General features: G+C 53.1%; 14 protein-coding genes. 9 read left to right on the forward strand and 5 right to left on the reverse strand.

Features of this window, described 5'->3' with window-relative positions:
* Window positions 1–14 precede the first annotated feature (14 nt).
* The 3 genes from KCR01S_RS13135 (at window position 15) to KCR01S_RS13145 (ending at window position 3,256) form a co-directional block, all read left to right on the forward strand.
* On the forward strand, window positions 15–458 hold the full coding sequence (locus KCR01S_RS13135) for a flavodoxin (protein WP_061283176.1): 444 nt from the start codon (window positions 15–17) through the stop codon (window positions 456–458).
* Window positions 459–668: 210 nt separating this feature from the next.
* Window positions 669–2,009 carry a glucarate dehydratase gene (gene gudD, locus KCR01S_RS13140; RefSeq protein WP_061283177.1) on the forward strand — a complete coding sequence of 447 codons (1,341 nt, stop codon included), beginning with the start codon at window positions 669–671 and terminating at the stop codon, window positions 2,007–2,009.
* Window positions 2,010–2,095: 86 nt separating this feature from the next.
* Window positions 2,096–3,256, forward strand: a complete 1,161-nt coding sequence (locus tag KCR01S_RS13145; RefSeq protein WP_061283178.1) for a glycerate kinase — start codon at window positions 2,096–2,098, stop codon at window positions 3,254–3,256.
* 89 nt (window positions 3,257–3,345) lie between these two features.
* Here KCR01S_RS13145 and barA read toward each other — a convergent pair whose 3' ends face one another.
* Window positions 3,346–6,102: a two-component sensor histidine kinase BarA gene (gene barA / locus KCR01S_RS13150; RefSeq protein WP_061283179.1), complete on the reverse strand. Its 2,757-nt coding sequence runs from the start codon at window positions 6,100–6,102 to the stop codon at window positions 3,346–3,348.
* A 56-nt stretch (window positions 6,103–6,158) separates the two neighbouring features.
* On the opposite strand from barA, the gene rlmD reads away from it, so the two are divergent.
* The 5 genes from rlmD (at window position 6,159) to eno (ending at window position 13,834) form a co-directional block, all read left to right on the forward strand.
* A complete protein-coding gene (gene rlmD / locus KCR01S_RS13155; protein ID WP_061283180.1) occupies window positions 6,159–7,457 on the forward strand; it encodes a 23S rRNA (uracil(1939)-C(5))-methyltransferase RlmD in 1,299 nt (432 codons plus the stop codon).
* Window positions 7,458–7,506: 49 nt separating this feature from the next.
* On the forward strand, window positions 7,507–9,741 hold the full coding sequence (relA, locus tag KCR01S_RS13160; protein ID WP_061283181.1) for a GTP diphosphokinase: 2,235 nt from the start codon (window positions 7,507–7,509) through the stop codon (window positions 9,739–9,741).
* 62 nt (window positions 9,742–9,803) lie between these two features.
* The gene (mazG, locus tag KCR01S_RS13165) at window positions 9,804–10,595 is read left to right on the forward strand and encodes a nucleoside triphosphate pyrophosphohydrolase (protein WP_061283182.1); all 792 of its coding nucleotides are present in this window, start codon (window positions 9,804–9,806) and stop codon (window positions 10,593–10,595) included.
* 223 nt (window positions 10,596–10,818) lie between these two features.
* Window positions 10,819–12,456: a glutamine hydrolyzing CTP synthase gene (gene pyrG, locus KCR01S_RS13170; protein ID WP_061283183.1), complete on the forward strand. Its 1,638-nt coding sequence runs from the start codon at window positions 10,819–10,821 to the stop codon at window positions 12,454–12,456.
* Between the two features lie 79 nt (window positions 12,457–12,535).
* On the forward strand, window positions 12,536–13,834 hold the full coding sequence (gene eno / locus KCR01S_RS13175; RefSeq protein ID WP_061283184.1) for a phosphopyruvate hydratase: 1,299 nt from the start codon (window positions 12,536–12,538) through the stop codon (window positions 13,832–13,834).
* A 51-nt stretch (window positions 13,835–13,885) separates the two neighbouring features.
* Here the strand turns inward: eno and KCR01S_RS13180 are convergent, their stop codons facing one another.
* Complete coding sequence (locus KCR01S_RS13180) at window positions 13,886–14,995, reverse strand: SDR family oxidoreductase (protein ID WP_061283185.1); 1,110 nt, start codon at window positions 14,993–14,995, stop codon at window positions 13,886–13,888.
* A 329-nt stretch (window positions 14,996–15,324) separates the two neighbouring features.
* Entirely contained in the window at window positions 15,325–16,662 is a 1,338-nt protein-coding gene (locus KCR01S_RS13185; protein WP_061283186.1) for a gluconate:H+ symporter, read from the reverse strand.
* A 306-nt stretch (window positions 16,663–16,968) separates the two neighbouring features.
* On the opposite strand from KCR01S_RS13185, the gene queE reads away from it, so the two are divergent.
* Window positions 16,969–17,640 carry a 7-carboxy-7-deazaguanine synthase QueE gene (gene queE / locus KCR01S_RS13190; RefSeq protein WP_061283206.1) on the forward strand — a complete coding sequence of 224 codons (672 nt, stop codon included), beginning with the start codon at window positions 16,969–16,971 and terminating at the stop codon, window positions 17,638–17,640.
* A 112-nt stretch (window positions 17,641–17,752) separates the two neighbouring features.
* On the opposite strand, the gene agp is transcribed toward queE, so the two are convergent.
* The gene (agp, locus tag KCR01S_RS13195) at window positions 17,753–18,994 is read right to left on the reverse strand and encodes a bifunctional glucose-1-phosphatase/inositol phosphatase (protein WP_061283187.1); all 1,242 of its coding nucleotides are present in this window, start codon (window positions 18,992–18,994) and stop codon (window positions 17,753–17,755) included.
* Between the two features lie 165 nt (window positions 18,995–19,159).
* Window positions 19,160–19,525 carry a 6-carboxytetrahydropterin synthase QueD gene (gene queD / locus KCR01S_RS13200; RefSeq protein WP_163446301.1) on the reverse strand — a complete coding sequence of 122 codons (366 nt, stop codon included), beginning with the start codon at window positions 19,523–19,525 and terminating at the stop codon, window positions 19,160–19,162.
* Window positions 19,526–19,654: the final 129 nt, after the last annotated feature.

Consider the following 19,654-nt stretch of genomic DNA (forward strand, 5'->3'; position numbering starts at 1 on the left):
CAGGGAGTTAAATCATGGCAGAAGTCGGGATTTTTGTAGGTACCATGTACGGCAATTCACTGCTGGTGGCAGAAGAGGCGGAAACGATCCTGACCGGTCTCGGCCATCAAGCAAAAGTTTTTGAAGACCCGATGGTCGCTGATTGGGAAAGCTACACCGGAAAATACGTTCTGGTCGTCACCTCGACAACTGGACAGGGTGACTTACCTGACAGCATTGTGCCGCTGTTTAACGATCTCCAGGATATGTACCAGCCGCATCTACGCTACGGCATCATTGCGCTGGGTGACAGCACTTATGCCAACTTCTGCGGCGGCGGTAAACGGTTTGATGCGTTGTTACAAGAACAAAGCGCACAGCGCGTCGGCGAGATGCTGATGATTGACGCTTCAGAAGACCCGGAACCGGAAAGCGTTTCCAATCCGTGGGTTGAGCAGTGGGCGACGCTGCTTCAATAAAAATTATCCGCCTGTCACCGGTACAACAGGTTTGTACCGGTTGCTATTTGTTCGTTAGCCATATCCATCAACAATAATCTATTTCAATATTGTGCATGTGCACGATGAGCTGCCCTCCATTGCTTCTTATACTGCTTCTAGCCGACGGGCCAGGGTACTGAAGACGTTCGCCCGCCTGCGGTAATCGTTTCAGTTAATAAGGATCACGCGATGACTATTCACTCTTCAACGCCCGTCGTGACGGCCATGCAGGTTATTCCGGTCGCCGGACGTGACAGTATGCTGATGAACTTAAGCGGAGCCCATGCGCCTTTTTTCACCCGTAATATTGTGATTATTAAAGATAATGCGGGTCATACGGGCGTGGGGGAAATTCCCGGCGGAGAGAAAATACGCGCCACGCTTGAAGAGGCCGTTCCCTTTGTGGTCGGCCAATCGCTCGGTCATTATAAAAACGTGCTGAATACGATACGCACGGCGTTTGCCGACAGAGATGCCAGCGGTCGCGGGCTGCAAACGTTCGATCTGCGCACAACCATTCACGTCGTCACCGGGATTGAAGCGGCAATGCTCGATTTGCTCGGCCAGCATTTGGGCGTCAACGTGGCCTCTTTGCTGGGCGAAGGGCAGCAGCGTAATGAAGTGGACATGCTCGGCTATCTGTTCTTTGTTGGCAACCGCCGTGCGACGCCGCTGCCGTATCAGAGCCAGCCGGACGAACGCTGCGACTGGTATCGCCTGCGCCATGAAGAGGCAATGACGCCGGAGGCGGTGGTACGCCTGGCGGAAGCCGCGTATGAAAAATATGGCTTCAACGACTTCAAACTGAAAGGCGGGGTGCTGGCAGGGGAAGAAGAAGCCGAGTCGATTGTGGCGCTGGCGAAACGCTTCCCGCAGGCGCGCGTAACGCTGGATCCGAATGGCGCGTGGTCGCTCGATGAAGCGATTAAAATCGGCAAATACCTCAAGGGCACGCTGGCCTACGCTGAAGATCCGTGCGGTGCGGAGCAGGGGTTCTCCGGGCGTGAGGTGATGGCGGAGTTTCGCCGTGCGACGGGGCTACCGACCGCCACCAATATGATTGCTACCGACTGGCGGCAGATGGGGCATACGCTGGCGCTGCAGTCAGTGGACATTCCGCTCGCCGACCCGCATTTCTGGACGATGCAGGGCTCGGTACGCGTGGCGCAGATGTGCCATGAATTTGGCCTGACCTGGGGCTCGCACTCCAACAACCACTTTGATATTTCGCTTGCGATGTTTACCCACGTCGCGGCCGCCGCACCGGGGAATATTACCGCTATCGATACCCACTGGATCTGGCAGGAGGGAAATCAGCGTCTGACCAAAGAGCCGTTGGAAATTAAAGGCGGGAGGGTTCAGGTGCCGAATAAGCCGGGCCTGGGTGTTGAGCTGGACATGGACCAGGTTATGCAAGCTAATGAACGCTATAAAAAACACGGTCTTGGTGCGCGTGATGATGCGATGGGAATGCAGTATCTGATCCCAAACTGGACCTTTGATAACAAACGTCCATGTATGGTGCGCTAAGATTAATGCCGGCTCCACCAGGAGCCGGCAGTGTTCTACGCATGAAGGTGTGTAGAACACTGCCGCCAACCGCATAAGGACAGCCTATGAAAATTGTGATAGCCCCGGACTCTTACAAGGAAAGCCTGAGTGCGCTCGATGTTGCCAGCGCCATTGAATCGGGATTTCGGGAGATTTATCCCGATGCTGAATACGTAAAGCTGCCGGTGGCTGACGGTGGGGAAGGAACGGTAGAAGCGATGGTGGCGGCGACCCAGGGACGCGTGATTTCCGTTGAGGTCACCGGCCCATTGGGCGAGCCGGTTGCCGGATTTTACGGGGTGTCGGGCGACGAGCAGTGTGCGTTTATCGAGATGGCGGCGGCCAGCGGCCTTGAACTCTTATCCCCGGAAAAGCGTAATCCGCTAAAAACCACCTCGTGGGGCACCGGTGAGCTGATTCGTCATGCCTTAGATCTGGGCGTGAAGCGCATCATCATCGGTTTGGGCGGTAGCGCCACCAATGATGGCGGCGCGGGAATGGTTCAGGCGCTGGGCGCGAAGCTGCTGACGGCGGATAATCAGCCACTCGCCTACGGTGGCGCCAGTCTGGGCTCGTTGGCAAAGATCGATATCAGCGCGCTGGACAGCCGTCTGGCGGATTGTCAGATTGATGTGGCCTGCGACGTGACTAACCCGCTGACCGGCAAGGAAGGGGCTTCTACGGTGTTTGGTCCACAGAAAGGGGCGACACCAGAGATGGTGGCACAGCTTGACCGGGCGCTGGGGCATTTTGCGCAGCGGATTAAACAGGATTTAGCGATTGATGTACTGACGCTGGAAGGCGGCGGTGCGGCCGGCGGTTTGGGGGCGGCGCTGCATGCATTCTGCGGTGCGAATTTGCGCCACGGTATTGATATCGTGACGGAAGCGCTCCATCTGGATGCATTGGTGGCGGATGCCGATCTGGTGATAACCGGCGAGGGGCGCATGGACAGCCAAACCGTTCACGGCAAAGTGCCGGTGGGCGTGGCGCGCGTAGCTAAACGACATCATATCCCGGTTATTGGTATCGCCGGCAGCCTGACGGCGGACGTCGGCGTGGTGCATCAACACGGAGTGGATGCGGTTTTCAGCATTCTTTATCGGGTTTGTTCATTGGATGACGCCCTGGCGCAAGCCGGAGATAACGTGCGGATGGCTGCGCGCAATATTGCGGCGGCGATCAAGATTGGGCAAGCGCTGCAGGCGCTTGACCTGGCCGGATAACGATTGCCCTATTTGGCCGTCAACAGCGGCTTACCGGATAGCATTTTAAACGGAATTGATTGCCCGGCCAGAGGCTGCCGGGCACAACGTTATCCCAATATCTTCCGGGTTTCCCGGGTGACATTATCCATCTCATCTAACAGCTCAAGCAGCTCGGGTTCCAGGTCTTCTGCAGGCGTCCCGCTACGCAGCTGGCCTTCAATCAACTGGCATAGGTGCTTCAGCCGCGGTACGCCGCTGTAGCCGCAGCTTCCGTGCAGTTTATGAATAGCATCGACCAGATTCTCTGGCTCTTCTCCCACTAACTGTTCTTCCACTTTGTTGCGGATTTCCGGTAAGAAAGCGACCAGCATTTGCAGCATTTCGCGTGCAAGATCGGGCTTATAAGCGGCTTGACGTAGCGCCAGCTGCCAGTCGAGCGTGGCGTTGAGATCAATTGGCGGCTCTACCGTTGTTTCACTCTGCAGAGGGCGCGGTGGGGTATTGAAGCCCGGTTTGTAGCGCAGCAGCAGGTCGTGCAGCCGATTCTCTTCAATCGGTTTCGCCAGATAGTCGTTCATACCGGCAGCGCGCAGTTTCTCTTTTTGTCCGGCGAGGGCGTGAGCGGTCACGGCAATCACCGGCGTTTGCTGCTGGTGCGGCAACTGGCGAATCAGCTCGCAGGCGCGGATACCATCGATATCCGGCATCTGAATATCCATTAAAATCAGATCGAACTTCATCTGTTTGGCGCACTCTATCGCCTGCTGCCCACTCTCACATAGCTCAACGTGCTGCACCTGGTCGTCCAGAAGCGCACCAATGAGCTTCAGGTTAGCGGGGTTGTCGTCAACCGCCATGACCGTCATTGGCAGACGATGTTCGGTGTTAGGCAGTTCTATCAACGAAGGTGCGCTTCGGCTGAACTCCAACAGCACAGGCAATAGGCGGGTCGCGGTTAACGGTTTCAACAGACAGGCTGCCGCACCATTTTTCTTCAATGCTTCGGCATCAACGTGGGCGTGGCAGGGGAGCGCCAGCACCAGCAATTCGGTCATCCCTAATGCCGTGTTAAGTTTTTCCTGATGCATGCTGAGATCGCGAACGGAGACCGGGACGGCAACCAGCAGGATATCGTAAAACTCGACCGGTAGCGCGGCGATGCTCACTGCGTAAACCACTTCCAGCGGCGTAGAAGCCAGCATATCCAGCGTGGCCTGCGCCGCCGCGGCATTGGCTTCCACATAGGCGATACGCTTCCCTTTCAGGCTACTGGTGTCCGGGCCATCTGAAACCACGTTAGGATTCAGATCGAGATTGATGTTAAACCAGAAGGTTGACCCTCGGTTTGGCTGGCTATGGAAGGAGATATCACCGCCCATCTCACGCACCAGTTTTTGGGTAATCACCAGCCCCAGACCGGTACCGCCATGGCGGCGGGAGATGCTGGCATCGGCCTGACGAAATGCCTGGAACAGACGCGACTGATCGCGTTCAGGAATACCGATCCCGGTATCGCGGATCTGCACTTCAATTTGCACTTTGTTATTACTGATGGCGCGCTGTTCAACCAGCACATCAATGTTACCGTTTTCGGTGAATTTGATAGCGTTACCGACCAAATTGGTGATGACCTGCTGCAGACGCAGCGGGTCGCCAATGACGTTATCCGGGACGTCATTTTTAATGCTGAGCGTCAGTTCCAGTCCCTTATCGTGGGCTGAATGCGCCAGCAGGGTGACCACTTCATCAAGTGAATTACGCAGCGGGAAAGGAATGCTTTCCAGCAACAGCTTGCCGGCTTCCAGTTTCGAGAAATCGAGGACGTCGTTGATGATCGCCAGCAAATTGTTTGCTGAGCGTTCAATGGTGCTGAGATGGTCGCGCTGGGTCGGGTTGAGTTCAGTTTTCAGCGTCAAACGGGTAAAGCCAATCACGCCGTTGAGCGGAGTACGCAGCTCGTGCGACATATTAGCCAGGAATTCTGATTTGATTCGCGCCGCTTCCTGGGCGCGTTTTTTGGCCAGATCCAGCTCGACGTTTTGGATTTCCATCTGTTCCAGCGTTTCGCGTAAATCCGACGTCGCCTGATCGACGTTGTGCTGCATCTCTTCGTGATAGGCGGCAAGCGACATCGCCATCGAGTTAATGCCGTTTTTCAACATATCCAGTTCACCGAGCATGAAGCCCTCAACGCGGCTATCTAACTGACCGCGTCGAATTCGGTCGACGGTGTTCACCATATTGCGTATCGGCCCGGTGACGTCCCGCATCAGTCGCCAGCCAAAGATCAGCGCAATGCCAATACAGAACAACATCATGACGCTAGAAATGAAAATCTCTTTGTACTGCTGCAAGCGCACCGACTTGAGATCCAGTTCCAGTGCGACGTAGCCCAGCATATTGACCGGCGTTTTTGCATCTGACTGTGGGGATTCATCCGGCGAATAGTGTTCCGAAATGATCGGCGTGCGCAGGATCATGATATCGCCATGCCGCGTTACGCTAAGGCGTCTTGGGAACGGCATTCCGCGCGGCAGCTGTAAATCACCGGGATCTAACTGGTAGTTGGAGGTTACGAACAGTTTGTTATGTTCATCGTAAACGGAGATGGCGCGCACAATATCGGAGTGCCGGCGGTGAAGTACGCTTATCAACTGACCGATCGATTCACGGTTTTGCAAATTCATACCGTATTCGCTGGAGACGGCAAGCGGTTCGATGATGCTGGCGCCGGCGTCTTCCAGTTGACGCTGCAGGTCGTTATAGCGGTGTACGACGAAGAAGATGCTGAGCAATAAACCGATCAAGACGGTCGGTGCCAGGATCAAAATCATCATTCTTGCACGAAGGCTGTAGTTGGTCATGGAGGTCCGTTGTGGGAGAATCAGAGCAATATTTTTGATTGAGAAAAATCTCTACGATGGCGCAATTCTACTCTGCAAAACGGCGCGTGACGACGCGCCAGATCATAACCGTGACAGTCAACGATCTTGATCCCTTTGGGCAAGGTGTGGCGCGCCACAACGGTAAAGCATTATTCATCAATGGGTTACTTCCGGAAGAAAGTGCCGAAATCACCGTTACGGAAGATAAAAAACAGTATGCGCGCGGGCAGGTAAAACGTCGTCTGAGCAGCAGCCCAGAGCGTGAAACCCCGCGTTGCCCACATTTTGGCATTTGCGGTGGTTGCCAGCAGCAGCATGCGTCGGTTGCACTACAACAGCGCAGCAAGCGCGCGGCGTTACATCGTTTAATGAAGCGCGATGTTGATGCCGTGATTGCCGGAGAGCCTTGGGGCTACCGTCGCCGCGCGCGGCTGAGCTTGAATTATCAGCCAAAGACCCAACAATTGCAGATGGGTTTTCGTAAAGCGAATTCGAATGAAATCATCGACGTGGTGCAATGCCCTGTTTTGGTGCCCGCTCTTGAGGCGCTTTTGCCTGCGGTGCGCGAATGTTTATCCGGCCTGAAAGGGAAGCGGCAGTTAGGTCATGTAGAGCTCGTCAGCGCCGACAACGGTCCGTTGATGGTATTACGCCACACTGCTGCATTAATCGCTGAGGATAAAGAAAAACTGGAACGCTTTTCGCATTCTTCGGGCGTGGCGCTTTATCTGGCACCGGAAAGCGAGATACTTGAACGCGTTACGGGTGAATCTCCCTGGTATTCCTCAGACGGGCTACGCTTAACCTTCAGTCCTCGCGATTTTATTCAGGTCAACGATGGCGTAAATCAGCAGATGGTGACCACCGCCCTGGCGTGGCTGGATATTCAGCCTACCGACCGGGTGCTGGATCTGTTCTGCGGGATGGGCAATTTCACGCTGCCCCTCGCAAAGCAGGCCGCCAGCGTTGTTGGAGTGGAGGGCGTACCGGCGCTGGTCGAAAAAGGCCGGGAGAATGCGGCGCAGAACCATCTCCAGAATGTCACCTTCTTCCACGAGAATCTGGAAGAAGACGTTACGCTGCAGGCGTGGGCGAAGCACGGTTTTGACAAAGTTTTACTCGATCCTGCCCGTGCTGGCGCACCGGGCGTGATGCAGCATGTTATAAAATTAGCGCCGGCGCGGGTGGTGTACGTGTCCTGCAATCCGGCAACGCTGGCGCGTGACAGCGAGGCATTGCTGAGTGCGGGTTACCAAATTCAGCGTCTGGCAATGCTTGATATGTTCCCGCACACTGGGCACCTGGAATCGATGGTGCTGTTTGAGCGTAAGTAATAACTTGGCTTGCCGACTTCGGCAGGCCTGTCCCTGAAAGGAGAGGACAATGGTTGCGGTAAGAAGTGCACATTTAAACAAAGCTGGGGAATTTGACCCGCAGAAATGGATCACCAGTCTGGGAATTTCCAGCCAGCAGTCGTGTGAGCGCTTAGCCGAAACCTGGGATTATTGTCGTCGCCAAACCGTGGGACGCGCTGACGCCGAACTGATGCTGTGGCGCGGCGTGGAGATGGTTGAAATTCTGTCGACGCTGAGCATGGATAACGACACGCTGCGCGCGGCGCTGCTGTTTCCGTTAGTCGATGCTAACGTGGTCAGCGAAGAGGTGCTGAGCGAAAGCGCCGGGCAGTCGGTGGTGGCCCTGATTCACGGCGTGCGCGACATGGCGGCCATTCGCCAGCTTAAAGCCACCCATACTGATGCCGTCTCTTCAGAACAGGTCGATAACGTCCGCCGGATGCTGTTGGCCATGGTCGATGACTTCCGCTGCGTGGTGATTAAGCTTGCCGAACGTATCGCCCACCTGCGTGAAGTGAAAGATGCGCCGGAAGATGAACGCGTACTGGCAGCAAAAGAGTGTACCAATATCTATGCGCCGCTCGCCAACCGCTTAGGCATCGGCCAGCTCAAATGGGAGCTGGAGGATTACTGCTTCCGCTATCTGCATCCGGCAGAGTACAAACGTATTGCCAAACTGCTGCACGAACGTCGTATCGACCGGGAATCGTACATTAACGATTTTGTCGGCCACCTACGCAGCGAAATGAAGACCGAAGGGGTGAAAGCCGAAGTTTACGGGCGGCCAAAACACATCTACAGCATCTGGCGCAAAATGCAGAAAAAACACCTCGCCTTCGACGAGCTGTTTGATGTGCGCGCGGTGCGTATCGTCGCTGAACGTCTCCAGGACTGCTATGCCGCGCTGGGGATAGTGCACACTCACTATCGTCACTTGCCTGATGAATTTGATGATTACGTCGCGAATCCAAAACCCAACGGCTATCAGTCCATTCACACCGTGGTACTGGGGCCGAACGGCAAAACCATTGAAATCCAAATTCGAACCAAGCAGATGCATGAAGATGCTGAGCTGGGCGTCGCCGCGCACTGGAAATACAAAGAAGGCACCGCAACGGGCCTGCGTTCGGGCTATGAAGACCGTATCGCCTGGCTGCGTAAGCTGATTGCGTGGCAGGAAGAGATGGCAGATTCTGGCGAAATGCTGGATGAGGTGCGTAGCCAGGTCTTTGACGATCGGGTGTATGTGTTTACGCCAAAAGGGGATGTCGTCGATCTGCCGGCCGGCTCCACGCCGCTGGATTTTGCCTACCACATTCACAGCGACGTTGGGCACCGTTGCATTGGGGCGAAGATCGGCGGTCGTATCGTGCCGTTCACCTACCAGTTACAAATGGGCGATCAGATTGAAATTATCACCCAGAAACAGCCGAACCCAAGCCGCGATTGGTTAAACCCGAATCTTGGCTATGTGACAACCAGCCGTGGACGCTCGAAAATCCACGCCTGGTTCCGCAAGCAGGATAAAGACAAGAATGTGCTGGCAGGGCGTCAAATCCTTGACGACGAGCTGGAGCATCTGGGAATCAGTCTTAAGGAAGCGGAAAAATATCTGCTGCCACGCTACAACTTCAACGAAGTGGAAGAGCTACTGGCGGCCATCGGCGGCGGTGATATTCGTCTCAACCAGATGGTTAACTTCCTGCAGGCGCAGTTTAACAAGCCAAGCGCCGCCGAACAGGATGCCGCGGCGCTGAAGCAGCTACAGCAGAAAAGCTACACGCCGCAGAACAATCGCAGCAAAGATAACGGCCGCGTGGTGGTAGAGGGGGTTGGTAACCTGATGCACCATATTGCGCGCTGCTGTCAGCCGATTCCGGGTGATGAGATTGTTGGCTTTATCACCCAGGGCCGCGGTATTTCCGTACACCGGGCAGACTGCGACCAGCTTGCAGAGCTGCAATCGCATGCGCCGGAACGTATCGTGGATGCGGTATGGGGCGAAAGCTATTCGGCGGGCTACTCGCTGGTGGTACGCGTCCAGGCGAACGATCGCAGCGGCTTGCTGCGCGATATCACCACCATTCTCGCCAACGAGAAGGTGAACGTTTTGGGCGTTGCCAGCCGTAGCGATACCAAGCAGCAGATGGCGACTATCGACATGACCATCGAGATCTACAACCTGCAGGTATTGGGCCGGGTGCTCGGTAAGCTCAATCAGGTCCCTGACGTTATCGACGCGCGTCGTCTGCACGGCGGTTAATACTCCCTTCACCCTCTCCCTGCCGGGAGAGGGTAAATACTTTTATTTAGCAAGGATCCACCATGAACCAAATCGACCGACTGCTCGGGATTATGCAGCGCCTGCGTGACCCAGAAAATGGCTGCCCGTGGGACAAAGAGCAGACGTTTAGCTCTATTGCGCCGTATACCCTTGAGGAGACTTATGAAGTCCTGGACGCGATTGCGCGCGAGGATTTCGACGATCTGCGTGGGGAGTTGGGCGATCTGCTGTTCCAGGTGGTGTTTTACGCACAGATGGCACAGGAAGAAGGGCGCTTTGATTTCAACGATATCTGCGCTGCCATCAGCGACAAGCTGGAGCGTCGCCATCCGCATATCTTCGGTGATGCCAGCGCCAGCAATAGCCAGGAAGTGCTAACCCGCTGGGAGCAAATTAAAACCGCTGAGCGTGCTGAAAAGGCACTGCATTCGGCGCTGGACGATATCCCCCGTGCTTTCCCGGCGCTGATGCGGGCGCACAAAATTCAGAAGCGCTGCTCGGCGGTGGGGTTTGACTGGAAAACGTTGGGGCCGGTACTCGATAAAGTGTACGAAGAAATTGATGAAGTCATGGATGAAGCCAGGCAGGCTGTGGTTGATGAAGCTAAACTGGAGGAGGAGGTTGGCGACCTGCTGTTCGCGACGGTCAATTTATCCCGGCATTTAGGGGTGAAAGCGGAGACCGCACTCCAAAAGGCCAATGAAAAGTTTGAGCGTCGTTTTCGCGAAGTTGAGCGGATTGTGGCCTCGCGTGGCCTGGAAATGACCGGTGTGGATCTGGATGTCATGGAAGAAGTTTGGCAACAGGTAAAACGGCAGGAATATGATCTCTAAAGAATTTTTGCGGGGAAGGGCGAAAAGTGCGAAATCTTAAATGACAAGCGCTTGATTTACGTCAAAAACATTTACCCAAAAGGGGCTATTTTCTCACTCCCCATGTTTGTTTCTGCGGCGATTGAGGAGCGAGAATGAAAGTTTGTGGCGCTCGCCATGTTCGGGTATACTACTTTCCCGTCTTGGTTATTCCATCGTTTCACCCTAACTTCTCAGGTCCAGCATGACAACGAACTATATTTTTGTGACCGGCGGGGTCGTATCCTCTCTGGGTAAAGGCATTGCCGCAGCATCCCTGGCAGCCATTCTTGAAGCCCGTGGCCTCAACGTGACCATGATGAAACTGGATCCGTATATTAACGTCGATCCTGGCACCATGAGCCCGATCCAACACGGGGAAGTGTTCGTTACTGAAGACGGCGCTGAAACCGACCTGGACCTGGGTCACTATGAGCGCTTCATCCGCACCAAAATGACTCGCCGCAATAACTTCACTACCGGTCGTATTTACTCAGACGTCCTGCGCAAAGAGCGCCGTGGCGACTATCTGGGCGCAACCGTACAGGTTATTCCACACATCACCAACGCGATTAAAGAGCGCGTTCTGGCAGGTGGCGAAGGTCACGACGTGGTGCTGGTTGAAATCGGCGGTACCGTCGGTGATATCGAGTCCTTACCGTTCCTTGAAGCGATTCGCCAACTGGCAGTGGATATCGGTCGTGAACACGCGCTGTTTATGCATCTGACCCTGGTGCCTTATCTGGCCGCGGCCGGTGAAGTCAAAACCAAACCGACCCAGCACTCTGTAAAAGAACTGCTGTCCATTGGTATTCAGCCTGACATCCTGGTTTGCCGCTCTGACCGTGCGATTCCGGCCAACGAACGTGCAAAAATTGCATTGTTCTGTAACGTGCCAGAAAAAGCCGTTATTTCAATGAAAGATGTCGATTCCATTTATAAAATTCCAGGCCTGTTGAAATCTCAGGGGCTGGACGATTATATTTGTAAACGATTCAGCTTGAACTGTCCGGAAGCAAATCTGTCAGAATGGGAACAGGTTATCTACGAAGAAGCTAACCCGGCAGGTGAAGTCACGATTGGTATGGTTGGCAAGTATATTGAACTGCCAGATGCCTATAAATCAGTGATCGAAGCGCTGAAACACGGTGGCCTGAAAAACCGCGTGACCGTTAACATCAAGCTGATTGATTCGCAGGATGTAGAAACGCGCGGCGTCGAAATTCTGAAAGATTTGGATGCTATTTTGATCCCAGGTGGCTTCGGCTATCGTGGTGTTGAAGGTAAAATTGCTACCGCACGCTTTGCGCGTGAAAACAAAATTCCTTATCTGGGCATCTGCCTGGGTATGCAGGTTGCGCTGATTGAGTTTGCGCGCAACGTTGCGGGGATGGAGAACGCCAACTCTACGGAATTTGTGCCAGACTGTAAGTACCCGGTTGTGGCGCTCATTACTGAATGGCGTGATGAAGAAGGCAATGTCGAAGTTCGTACTGAGAAGAGCGATCTCGGCGGCACGATGCGCCTCGGCGCACAGCAGTGCCAGCTTGGCGATGACAGCCTGGTACGCCAGCTGTACGGCGAACCAACCATTGTTGAACGTCACCGTCACCGCTATGAAGTCAACAACATGTTGTTGAAACCTATTGAAGCTGCAGGTCTGCGCGTTGCGGGCCGTTCCGGTGATGATCAGTTGGTCGAGATCATCGAAGTACCGAATCACCCGTGGTTCGTTGCTTGTCAGTTCCATCCGGAGTTTACTTCGACGCCGCGTGATGGGCACCCGCTGTTTGCTGGCTTTGTGAAAGCCGCGGCCGAGTACCAGAAGCGTCAAGCGAAGTAAGAAAAGTTAGAACGGCAGCGCCCCACGAGGGGCGTTGTTTGTCTGGAGTTTTAGTTTAACTTGTACTGAGGAAAACCTAATGTCCAAAATCGTTAAAATCATCGGTCGTGAAATCATCGACTCCCGTGGTAACCCGACTGTTGAAGCAGAAGTTCACCTGGAAGGTGGTTTCGTCGGTATGGCAGCAGCCCCGTCAGGTGCTTCTACTGGTTCCCGTGAAGCACTGGAACTGCGCGATGGTGACAAATCCCGTTTCATGGGTAAAGGCGTACTGAAAGCTGTTGGCGCGGTAAACGGCCCAATTGCTCAGGCTCTGCTGGGTAAAGATGCTAAAGATCAGGCTGGCATCGACAAGATCATGATCGATCTGGACGGTACTGAAAATAAATCCAACTTCGGTGCTAACGCCATTCTGGCTGTGTCCCTGGCTAACGCCAAAGCAGCAGCAGCTGCCAAAGGCCTGCCACTGTACGCGCACATCGCTGAACTGAACGGTACTCCGGGCAAATACTCCATGCCGGTTCCGATGATGAACATCATCAACGGTGGTGAGCACGCTGACAACAACGTCGACATCCAGGAATTTATGATTCAGCCAGTTGGCGCTAAATCCCTGAAAGAAGCCGTACGTATGGGTTCCGAAGTGTTCCACAACCTGGCTAAAGTTCTGAAAGCTAAAGGTATGAACACTGCAGTTGGTGACGAAGGTGGCTATGCGCCAAACCTGGGTTCCAACGCTGAAGCTCTGGCTGTTATCGCTGAAGCGGTTAAAGCTGCTGGCTACACCCTGGGCACCGACATCACTCTGGCGATGGACTGTGCAGCATCTGAATTCTACAAAGACGGTAAATACGTTCTGGCTGGCGAAGGCAACAAAGCATTCACCTCCGAAGAATTCACTCACTTCCTGGAAGATCTGACCAAACAGTACCCAATCGTCTCCATCGAAGATGGCCTGGACGAATCTGACTGGGCTGGTTTCGCATACCAGACCAAAGTACTGGGCGACAAAATCCAGCTGGTTGGTGACGATCTGTTCGTAACCAACACCAAGATCCTGAAAGAAGGCATCGAAAAAGGCATCGTTAACTCCATCCTGATCAAATTCAACCAGATCGGTTCCCTGACCGAAACTCTGGCTGCGATCAAAATGGCGAAAGACGCTGGCTACACTGCTGTCATCTCTCACCGTTCTGGCGAAACTGAAGACGCTACCATCGCTGACCTGGCTGTTGGTACCGCTGCAGGCCAGATCAAAACTGGTTCTATGAGCCGTTCTGACCGTGTTGCTAAATACAACCAGCTGATTCGTATCGAAGAAGCTCTGGGTGAACACGCTCCGTACAACGGTCGCAAAGAGATCAAAGGTCAGGCATAAGCCTGCTCTTTCTCTGATGTGAAAATGCCAGCCTTCGGGCTGGCATTTTTTTTATTTAAAATCGACGGCCATCTGCTGTGGAATCGACAGCCCGCGAGTGGTCTGGACGCAGCGGCCGATGTAGTCGGTAAAGCGGGGCGGTTTCGGCATTCCCATGCTCAGCAGCTTATCATTGCTAAAGCGGACGTTGAGGGTGGCAAACGCGCCGTACAGACGCATGGCCTTAAGCATCAAGCGTTCGTTGCAGGGGCCAAAGATGGTTTTCAGCTCGCGGCGCATTTTGACCAGCGTTTCATAGCTTACCTGCGCATAGTTATCGCCAACCGGTGCCTTCTCCTGCGCAATCGCCATGGCATTATCAATTTCAGCAAACCTGACGCTATTTTCTTCCCCGGCCGAAATATGCACCACTTCGCCCTGGGCAATAGGGGCACTCAGCAGCATCAATAGCGCTCTGGCACAATAATCCACCGGAATAACGTCAATTCTGTCTTCCATAGAACACATGAACTTTTGCAGCATGAGCCCCATGCTAAATACCCAAAAAATGCTGCTGGAGGGCTGACAGCCGTGGTGAGTGTGGCCGACCACAATGGAAGGACGAGCAATAACCAGCGGTAGCGACGGGCAGCGTTCTCGCATTAACTGCTCAATCGTGGATTTAGAATGCGTATATTCAACGAGGTGTTCCGCACGTTCACGCAGCACAGCATTTTCCGCCACCAGTGTGTCAGGCTGCGGTGAGCAGGACATTGCAGTACCCACGTGCAGAAATCGCTTCAACCCCTCAACCTGCGACATGCGCTGGGCAAACAGCAGTGTTCCTTCGACGTTCACTTTCCAGATGAGTGGATTGTTGCCAAATGAGGCGACCGCCGCGCAGTTCAACACATGGGTGACTCGCTCTAGCCGCGAGTCGTTAAGAAAGGCTTCAGGTGTGGCGAGGTCACCGAGCAGGATATTCTCTACGTTTAATAGTGCCAATTCACGTTCACTGACGTTGAATTTCCGCATGTTTTCCCTAACACGATCCAGGCCCGCCTCCGCGTCCCGCGCACGCACTAACAGCAATAAAGTAAAGTGCCGCTGGCTATTAAAGATAGCTTCCAGTGCCGCGCCACCCAGAAAACCGGTAACGCCTGTGATTAATAATGTGTTCATGAGTATTTTCTCATCATGGTTGGTTTTTCGGATTCTAGGATGAGAAAAGTAAACGGCGATTAAATAACTGGTAGTGAGATGAAGAGGTGTCTTAAGATAATTTTAAGGTTGAGTGTTAATATGGATTGTATTCGACATTGAATTGAATGAAAAGATTCAGTTAATTATTAACGTATTGTTTTTGAATGATTTTAATTCTTAATTGTTATTTCTTAACTGTAAAAAACAACATTTTTTGTTACATCAAATATGAATGTTTAGAAGGTTTAATATAGATAACCCGTAGCAAAAAACTACGGGTTAGAGGCGGTGATATAAATTATATTTATCTAGATAATTAAATTGAGCAATAAAACAATCAATAGACCGACAACGGAGTTAGTTAATTCTAAAAGACCCCAGGTTTTAAAGGTGTCTTTAATTGACAGACCAAAATACTCTTTAAACAGCCAGAATGCGGCATCGTTAACGTGAGTCAGCGTGTTGCTCCCTGACGCGGTTGCCAGCACCATAAGGGCAGGGTCAACGTTAAAAGTGGTGATCATCGGGCCGACGATCCCAGCAGCGGTAATCGCAGAGACGGTGCCAGCACCGGTTGCCAGACGTAGCAGTACGGTAATAAACCACGCCATGATGAGGGGCGAAACTGAAGAGGTTCGCATCATATCGGCAATGTAATCACCCACCCCAGTATCCATAATTATCTGCTTGAACGCGCCGCCCGCACCGATGATAAAAACCACCAGTGCGACTTTCTCTATAGCTGTGGAGTAGGAGCTCATCACCTCGCTCATGGATCTACCACGCGCAGTACCGAAGGCATATAGCGCCACCAGCACGGCTATCAGCATACTGATTTGCGCACTGCCAATAAAATTAAGGAATGATGTAATGCTGGCTGTTGCAGGAACAAACAGCTTAATGATGGTCACACCAGTAATAATGACAGCCGGGATCAGCGGTACCAGTAGGCTAGTAGCGAAAGATGGCATTTCATCATCCCGAAACACCTTTTGTGACTCCAGCAGCTGTGGAACTGGGCGATCCAGATTACCTAGCAGTTTAGGCAGCAGAATGCCGGAGCAGATGACTGTTGGAATGGCAACAATAATACCGTAGATATAGACCATACCCATATCAGCATGGAACGCCGCGACCAGTGCTGTGGGGCCTGGCTGTGGTGGGAATAAGCTATGAGCAGTGGTTGCTGCCGCAACCATAGTGATGCCTAACTTCAGGAACGGAATTTTGGCCTCGCGAGCGATACTGATAACCAAAGGCGCCAGAATTAGGAAAGCGACCTCATAGAACATAGCCAGGCCGAAAATCAGACCAATGACCATAATGGCCCACTGCACCTTTTTCGGACCAAAGCTTTGCAGCAGCGTGGAAGAAACGCGCTGTGCGGCGCCGGAATCAACCATCAGTTTGCCCAAAATGGCGCCGAAGAGAATAATCAACGCCAAATGGCCCAGGGTGCTGCCAATGCCTGTTTCTATGGATTTGCCGATGGCCTCCAGCGGTAGCCCTTCACAGACGCCGACAAAAATAGCGGCAAGCAGCAGTGCTAGCATGCCATTGATTTTAAATCTCATATTGAGAATAAGTAGCAGTACAACGCCCAGGGCGACCCAGATCACCGGCAGAGCTTCAGCGAACGCGTTCATCCTTTTTCCTTGTCAAAAATTATAATTGGTATGATATGTAGCCGGTCGTGGATATTACATTTGCAAATGTGTCATACCAATTTGATTAACATCTGAACTTGCTGAACAGTGAAAAGCTGCAAAAGTTTGTGTAATTAAAATGTTACTTTTCATCAAAAAAACCACGTTCATCACAGAACGTCGCGCGAGCGCTCTGTTTTCAAGAACGAGATGCCAGGGATGGATTGCAAGTTGCGCAAGAAGTGCGCGGGATCGTTAGCACGAAGTATGCAATAATAACGGTTTACTATTACTGAAGAGTCGATGATGCAGTACCCGATTAACGAAATGTTCCAGACCCTGCAGGGTGAAGGCTATTTTACCGGCGTCCCCGCCATTTTTATTCGTCTTCAGGGATGCCCAGTGGGCTGTGCCTGGTGTGATACCAAACATACCTGGGAAAAGCTTAGCGATCGGGAAGTGTCTCTGTTCAGTATCCTGGCGAAAACCAAAGAGAGCGACAAATGGGGCGCGGCGAGCAGTGAAGATCTGCTGGCGATTATTGGCCGTCAGGGCTGGACCGCGCGCCACGTGGTGATCACCGGCGGAGAGCCCTGCATCCACGATTTAATCCCGCTAACGGAATTGCTTGAGCAAAACGGCTACAGCTGCCAGATTGAAACCAGCGGCACCCATGAAGTGCGCTGCAGCCACAATACCTGGGTGACCGTATCACCGAAGGTGAATATGCGCGGTGGTTATGATGTGCTGTCACAGGCGCTGCTCCGCGCTGATGAAATCAAGCACCCAGTGGGCCGCGTGCGCGATATTGAAGCACTGGACGAGCTGCTGGAAACCCTCTCTGACGATAAGCCGCGTATCATTGCGCTGCAGCCCATCAGCCAGAAAGATGATGCTACGCGTCTGTGCATTGAAACCTGCATTGCGCGCAACTGGCGTCTGTCGATGCAGACGCACAAGTATCTGAATATTGCCTGATGATACTGACGCCGGGAGTTCCGGCGTCGCTCAATGTGTTCCGTCTGCCCAAATGAATCGTAGCCCGAAGCCGGCAGCCTGTGCCGACTTCGGGAAACGCTGCAATCACACGTTACTTCGCCGCAGTATTCATGACTTTTGCGAAGGTATCCATCGGGCAGAATCCGTCGGCATCAACCGGGCAGCCCTTCAGCGCCAGCGTGACGCGCTGCGGTGGGGTTTCCAGCGTCAGTTTATCGGCGTTACGCAGCTGCTCTGTGCTTTGATAGACATATTCAATTTTCATCAATTCACGATTAGCTTTCGTATCGTGCCAGCGCTGGAATACAATTTTCCCACCAATCGGCGTGCGTTCATACTGGCCCGGCAGCGTATAGGTATCAAAATCCAGGGCTTTCAGCATTGAGGCTATATTGGAGTCATGCCCAACCAGCACGGTGATTTTTGGCGTCTTCGCCGCATCGGTAACCAGCGCGTTATCAATGTATTTCACCAGCGGTTTCGCTACGTTGCGTGCGACGTCTGCGGAAGTGAACAGGCTATCCTGATAACCATTTTTCAACTGTGACAGTACGCGCCACTGCTGGTCAGTTTTGATTTCCCCCCACGCCACCTGATCGAGCGGGAAGCCTTCATAATATTGCAGCGTAAAGGCATCAACCAGCGAGTTACCGATAGCCAACGGTCCTTTTACTCCGGGCTCTTTTTGGTAGTTGGCGCTAAAACTGTCTTTCGCCTCACTCAATGAGCACTCCTGCTTTTCTTTGCAGGCCGGCGAGTTCTGATAGTCAGTCATCTGCGACAGTAGCTTGTAGCTCTCATCAAGCTTCAGACTTTGGCGCTCTTTTTCCATCGCCTGGACTGCGCGGTCGCGGAAAGCCGTGGACTCATCGGTAATCACCGGATTAAAGGTTGGGTCCATCGTGCCCATTTTGTCCTGGTGATGGACGACGAAATCGCAGCCCGGGAAAGCACCATTGATAAAGAACTGGGCGGTGGCAACGGTACGCTGCAGGCTATTGGCGTAGGTATAAACCGTCTCGGGTGCCGGGCATTCACCGCTGGTGACCAGTCCCTGCTGCGCCAGCCACTCACGCATATAGTGGCCCATATACACTTCCAGCACGCCACCTTTGGTGGTTAGCTGACCACCGGGAACTTCCCATTCAGGCCAGCTTTTCGGCGTTGACTGCTGAAGCACGCTGCCGTTGGTGGCTAGCGGCGCGCGAAGGTTATGACGACTCATCATGAGAACCTGCTGGAGCTGATACCCATCCGGTGGGGTCTGTGCCTGAGCTGCGGCCGAAACGAAAAACAGTGCGGGCAGAACCGCGGCAAGAAACGTTTTCTTCATCCCTATTTCCTCATTATGTATTGACCAACCCAATGAGTCTGGCACAACTTCACCCTTTTTCCGGGTTACGTGCCGCATAATGAAAAATAAGGGAAATGAATGTGATAGCGAATTTCTGGAAGGAGCGGGGGGAGTCACGAATGGGCTCCCCGCGAGCGGGCGAATTTATTCGCCGCGATAAACACAGCCTGCAGTACAGGTTTCTTTTACCATCACCGCGCTCAGCAGCGGCACAACCGGTTTTACCTGTTCCCAAATCCAGCGGGACAGCACTTCGCTGGTTGGATTCTCAAGGCCCGGGATATCATTCAGGTAATAGTGATCCAGACGATCGTAGGTCGGCTTGAACGCCGCCTTCAGTTCGGCGAAATCCATGATCCAGCCAGTATGCGGATCGACTTCACCGGTAATCTCAAGACGCACCATAAACGAGTGCCCGTGCAAGCGCCCGCACTTATGTCCTTCCGGTACGTGCGGTAGGTGGTGGGCGGCTTCGAAGGTGAAATCTTTAAACAGTGTAGTGGACATCATGAACTCTCAGTCTTGCGGAAAAAAACGCCGCATAGTACCGGAAAGCACATTTTTCTGCATTAACTAAAACGGCCAAATAGGCAATGAGTACAAAAATCAGCCGTTGATATATTTATTATTTAATTATAT

Source organism: Kluyvera cryocrescens NBRC 102467 (assembly GCF_001571285.1).
Classification (GTDB): domain Bacteria; phylum Pseudomonadota; class Gammaproteobacteria; order Enterobacterales; family Enterobacteriaceae; genus Kluyvera; species Kluyvera cryocrescens.

What these genes read in the sequence shown, in the direction of transcription:
- eno (WP_061283184.1), top strand. Translation starts at nt 12,536, where the DNA reads ATGTCCAAAATCGTTAAAATCATCGGTCGTGAAATCATCGACTCCCGT.
- relA (WP_061283181.1), top strand. Translation starts at nt 7,507, where the DNA reads ATGGTTGCGGTAAGAAGTGCACATTTAAACAAAGCTGGGGAATTTGAC.
- pyrG (WP_061283183.1), top strand. Translation starts at nt 10,819, where the DNA reads ATGACAACGAACTATATTTTTGTGACCGGCGGGGTCGTATCCTCTCTG.
- KCR01S_RS13145 (WP_061283178.1), top strand. Translation starts at nt 2,096, where the DNA reads ATGAAAATTGTGATAGCCCCGGACTCTTACAAGGAAAGCCTGAGTGCG.
- queE (WP_061283206.1), top strand. Translation starts at nt 16,969, where the DNA reads ATGCAGTACCCGATTAACGAAATGTTCCAGACCCTGCAGGGTGAAGGC.
- mazG (WP_061283182.1), top strand. Translation starts at nt 9,804, where the DNA reads ATGAACCAAATCGACCGACTGCTCGGGATTATGCAGCGCCTGCGTGAC.
- rlmD (WP_061283180.1), top strand. Translation starts at nt 6,159, where the DNA reads ATGGCGCAATTCTACTCTGCAAAACGGCGCGTGACGACGCGCCAGATC.
- KCR01S_RS13185 (WP_061283186.1), bottom strand. Translation starts at nt 16,662, where the DNA reads ATGAACGCGTTCGCTGAAGCTCTGCCGGTGATCTGGGTCGCCCTGGGC.
- agp (WP_061283187.1), bottom strand. Translation starts at nt 18,994, where the DNA reads ATGAAGAAAACGTTTCTTGCCGCGGTTCTGCCCGCACTGTTTTTCGTT.
- KCR01S_RS13135 (WP_061283176.1), top strand. Translation starts at nt 15, where the DNA reads ATGGCAGAAGTCGGGATTTTTGTAGGTACCATGTACGGCAATTCACTG.
- KCR01S_RS13180 (WP_061283185.1), bottom strand. Translation starts at nt 14,995, where the DNA reads ATGAACACATTATTAATCACAGGCGTTACCGGTTTTCTGGGTGGCGCG.
- gudD (WP_061283177.1), top strand. Translation starts at nt 669, where the DNA reads ATGACTATTCACTCTTCAACGCCCGTCGTGACGGCCATGCAGGTTATT.
- barA (WP_061283179.1), bottom strand. Translation starts at nt 6,102, where the DNA reads ATGACCAACTACAGCCTTCGTGCAAGAATGATGATTTTGATCCTGGCA.
- queD (WP_163446301.1), bottom strand. Translation starts at nt 19,525, where the DNA reads ATGATGTCCACTACACTGTTTAAAGATTTCACCTTCGAAGCCGCCCAC.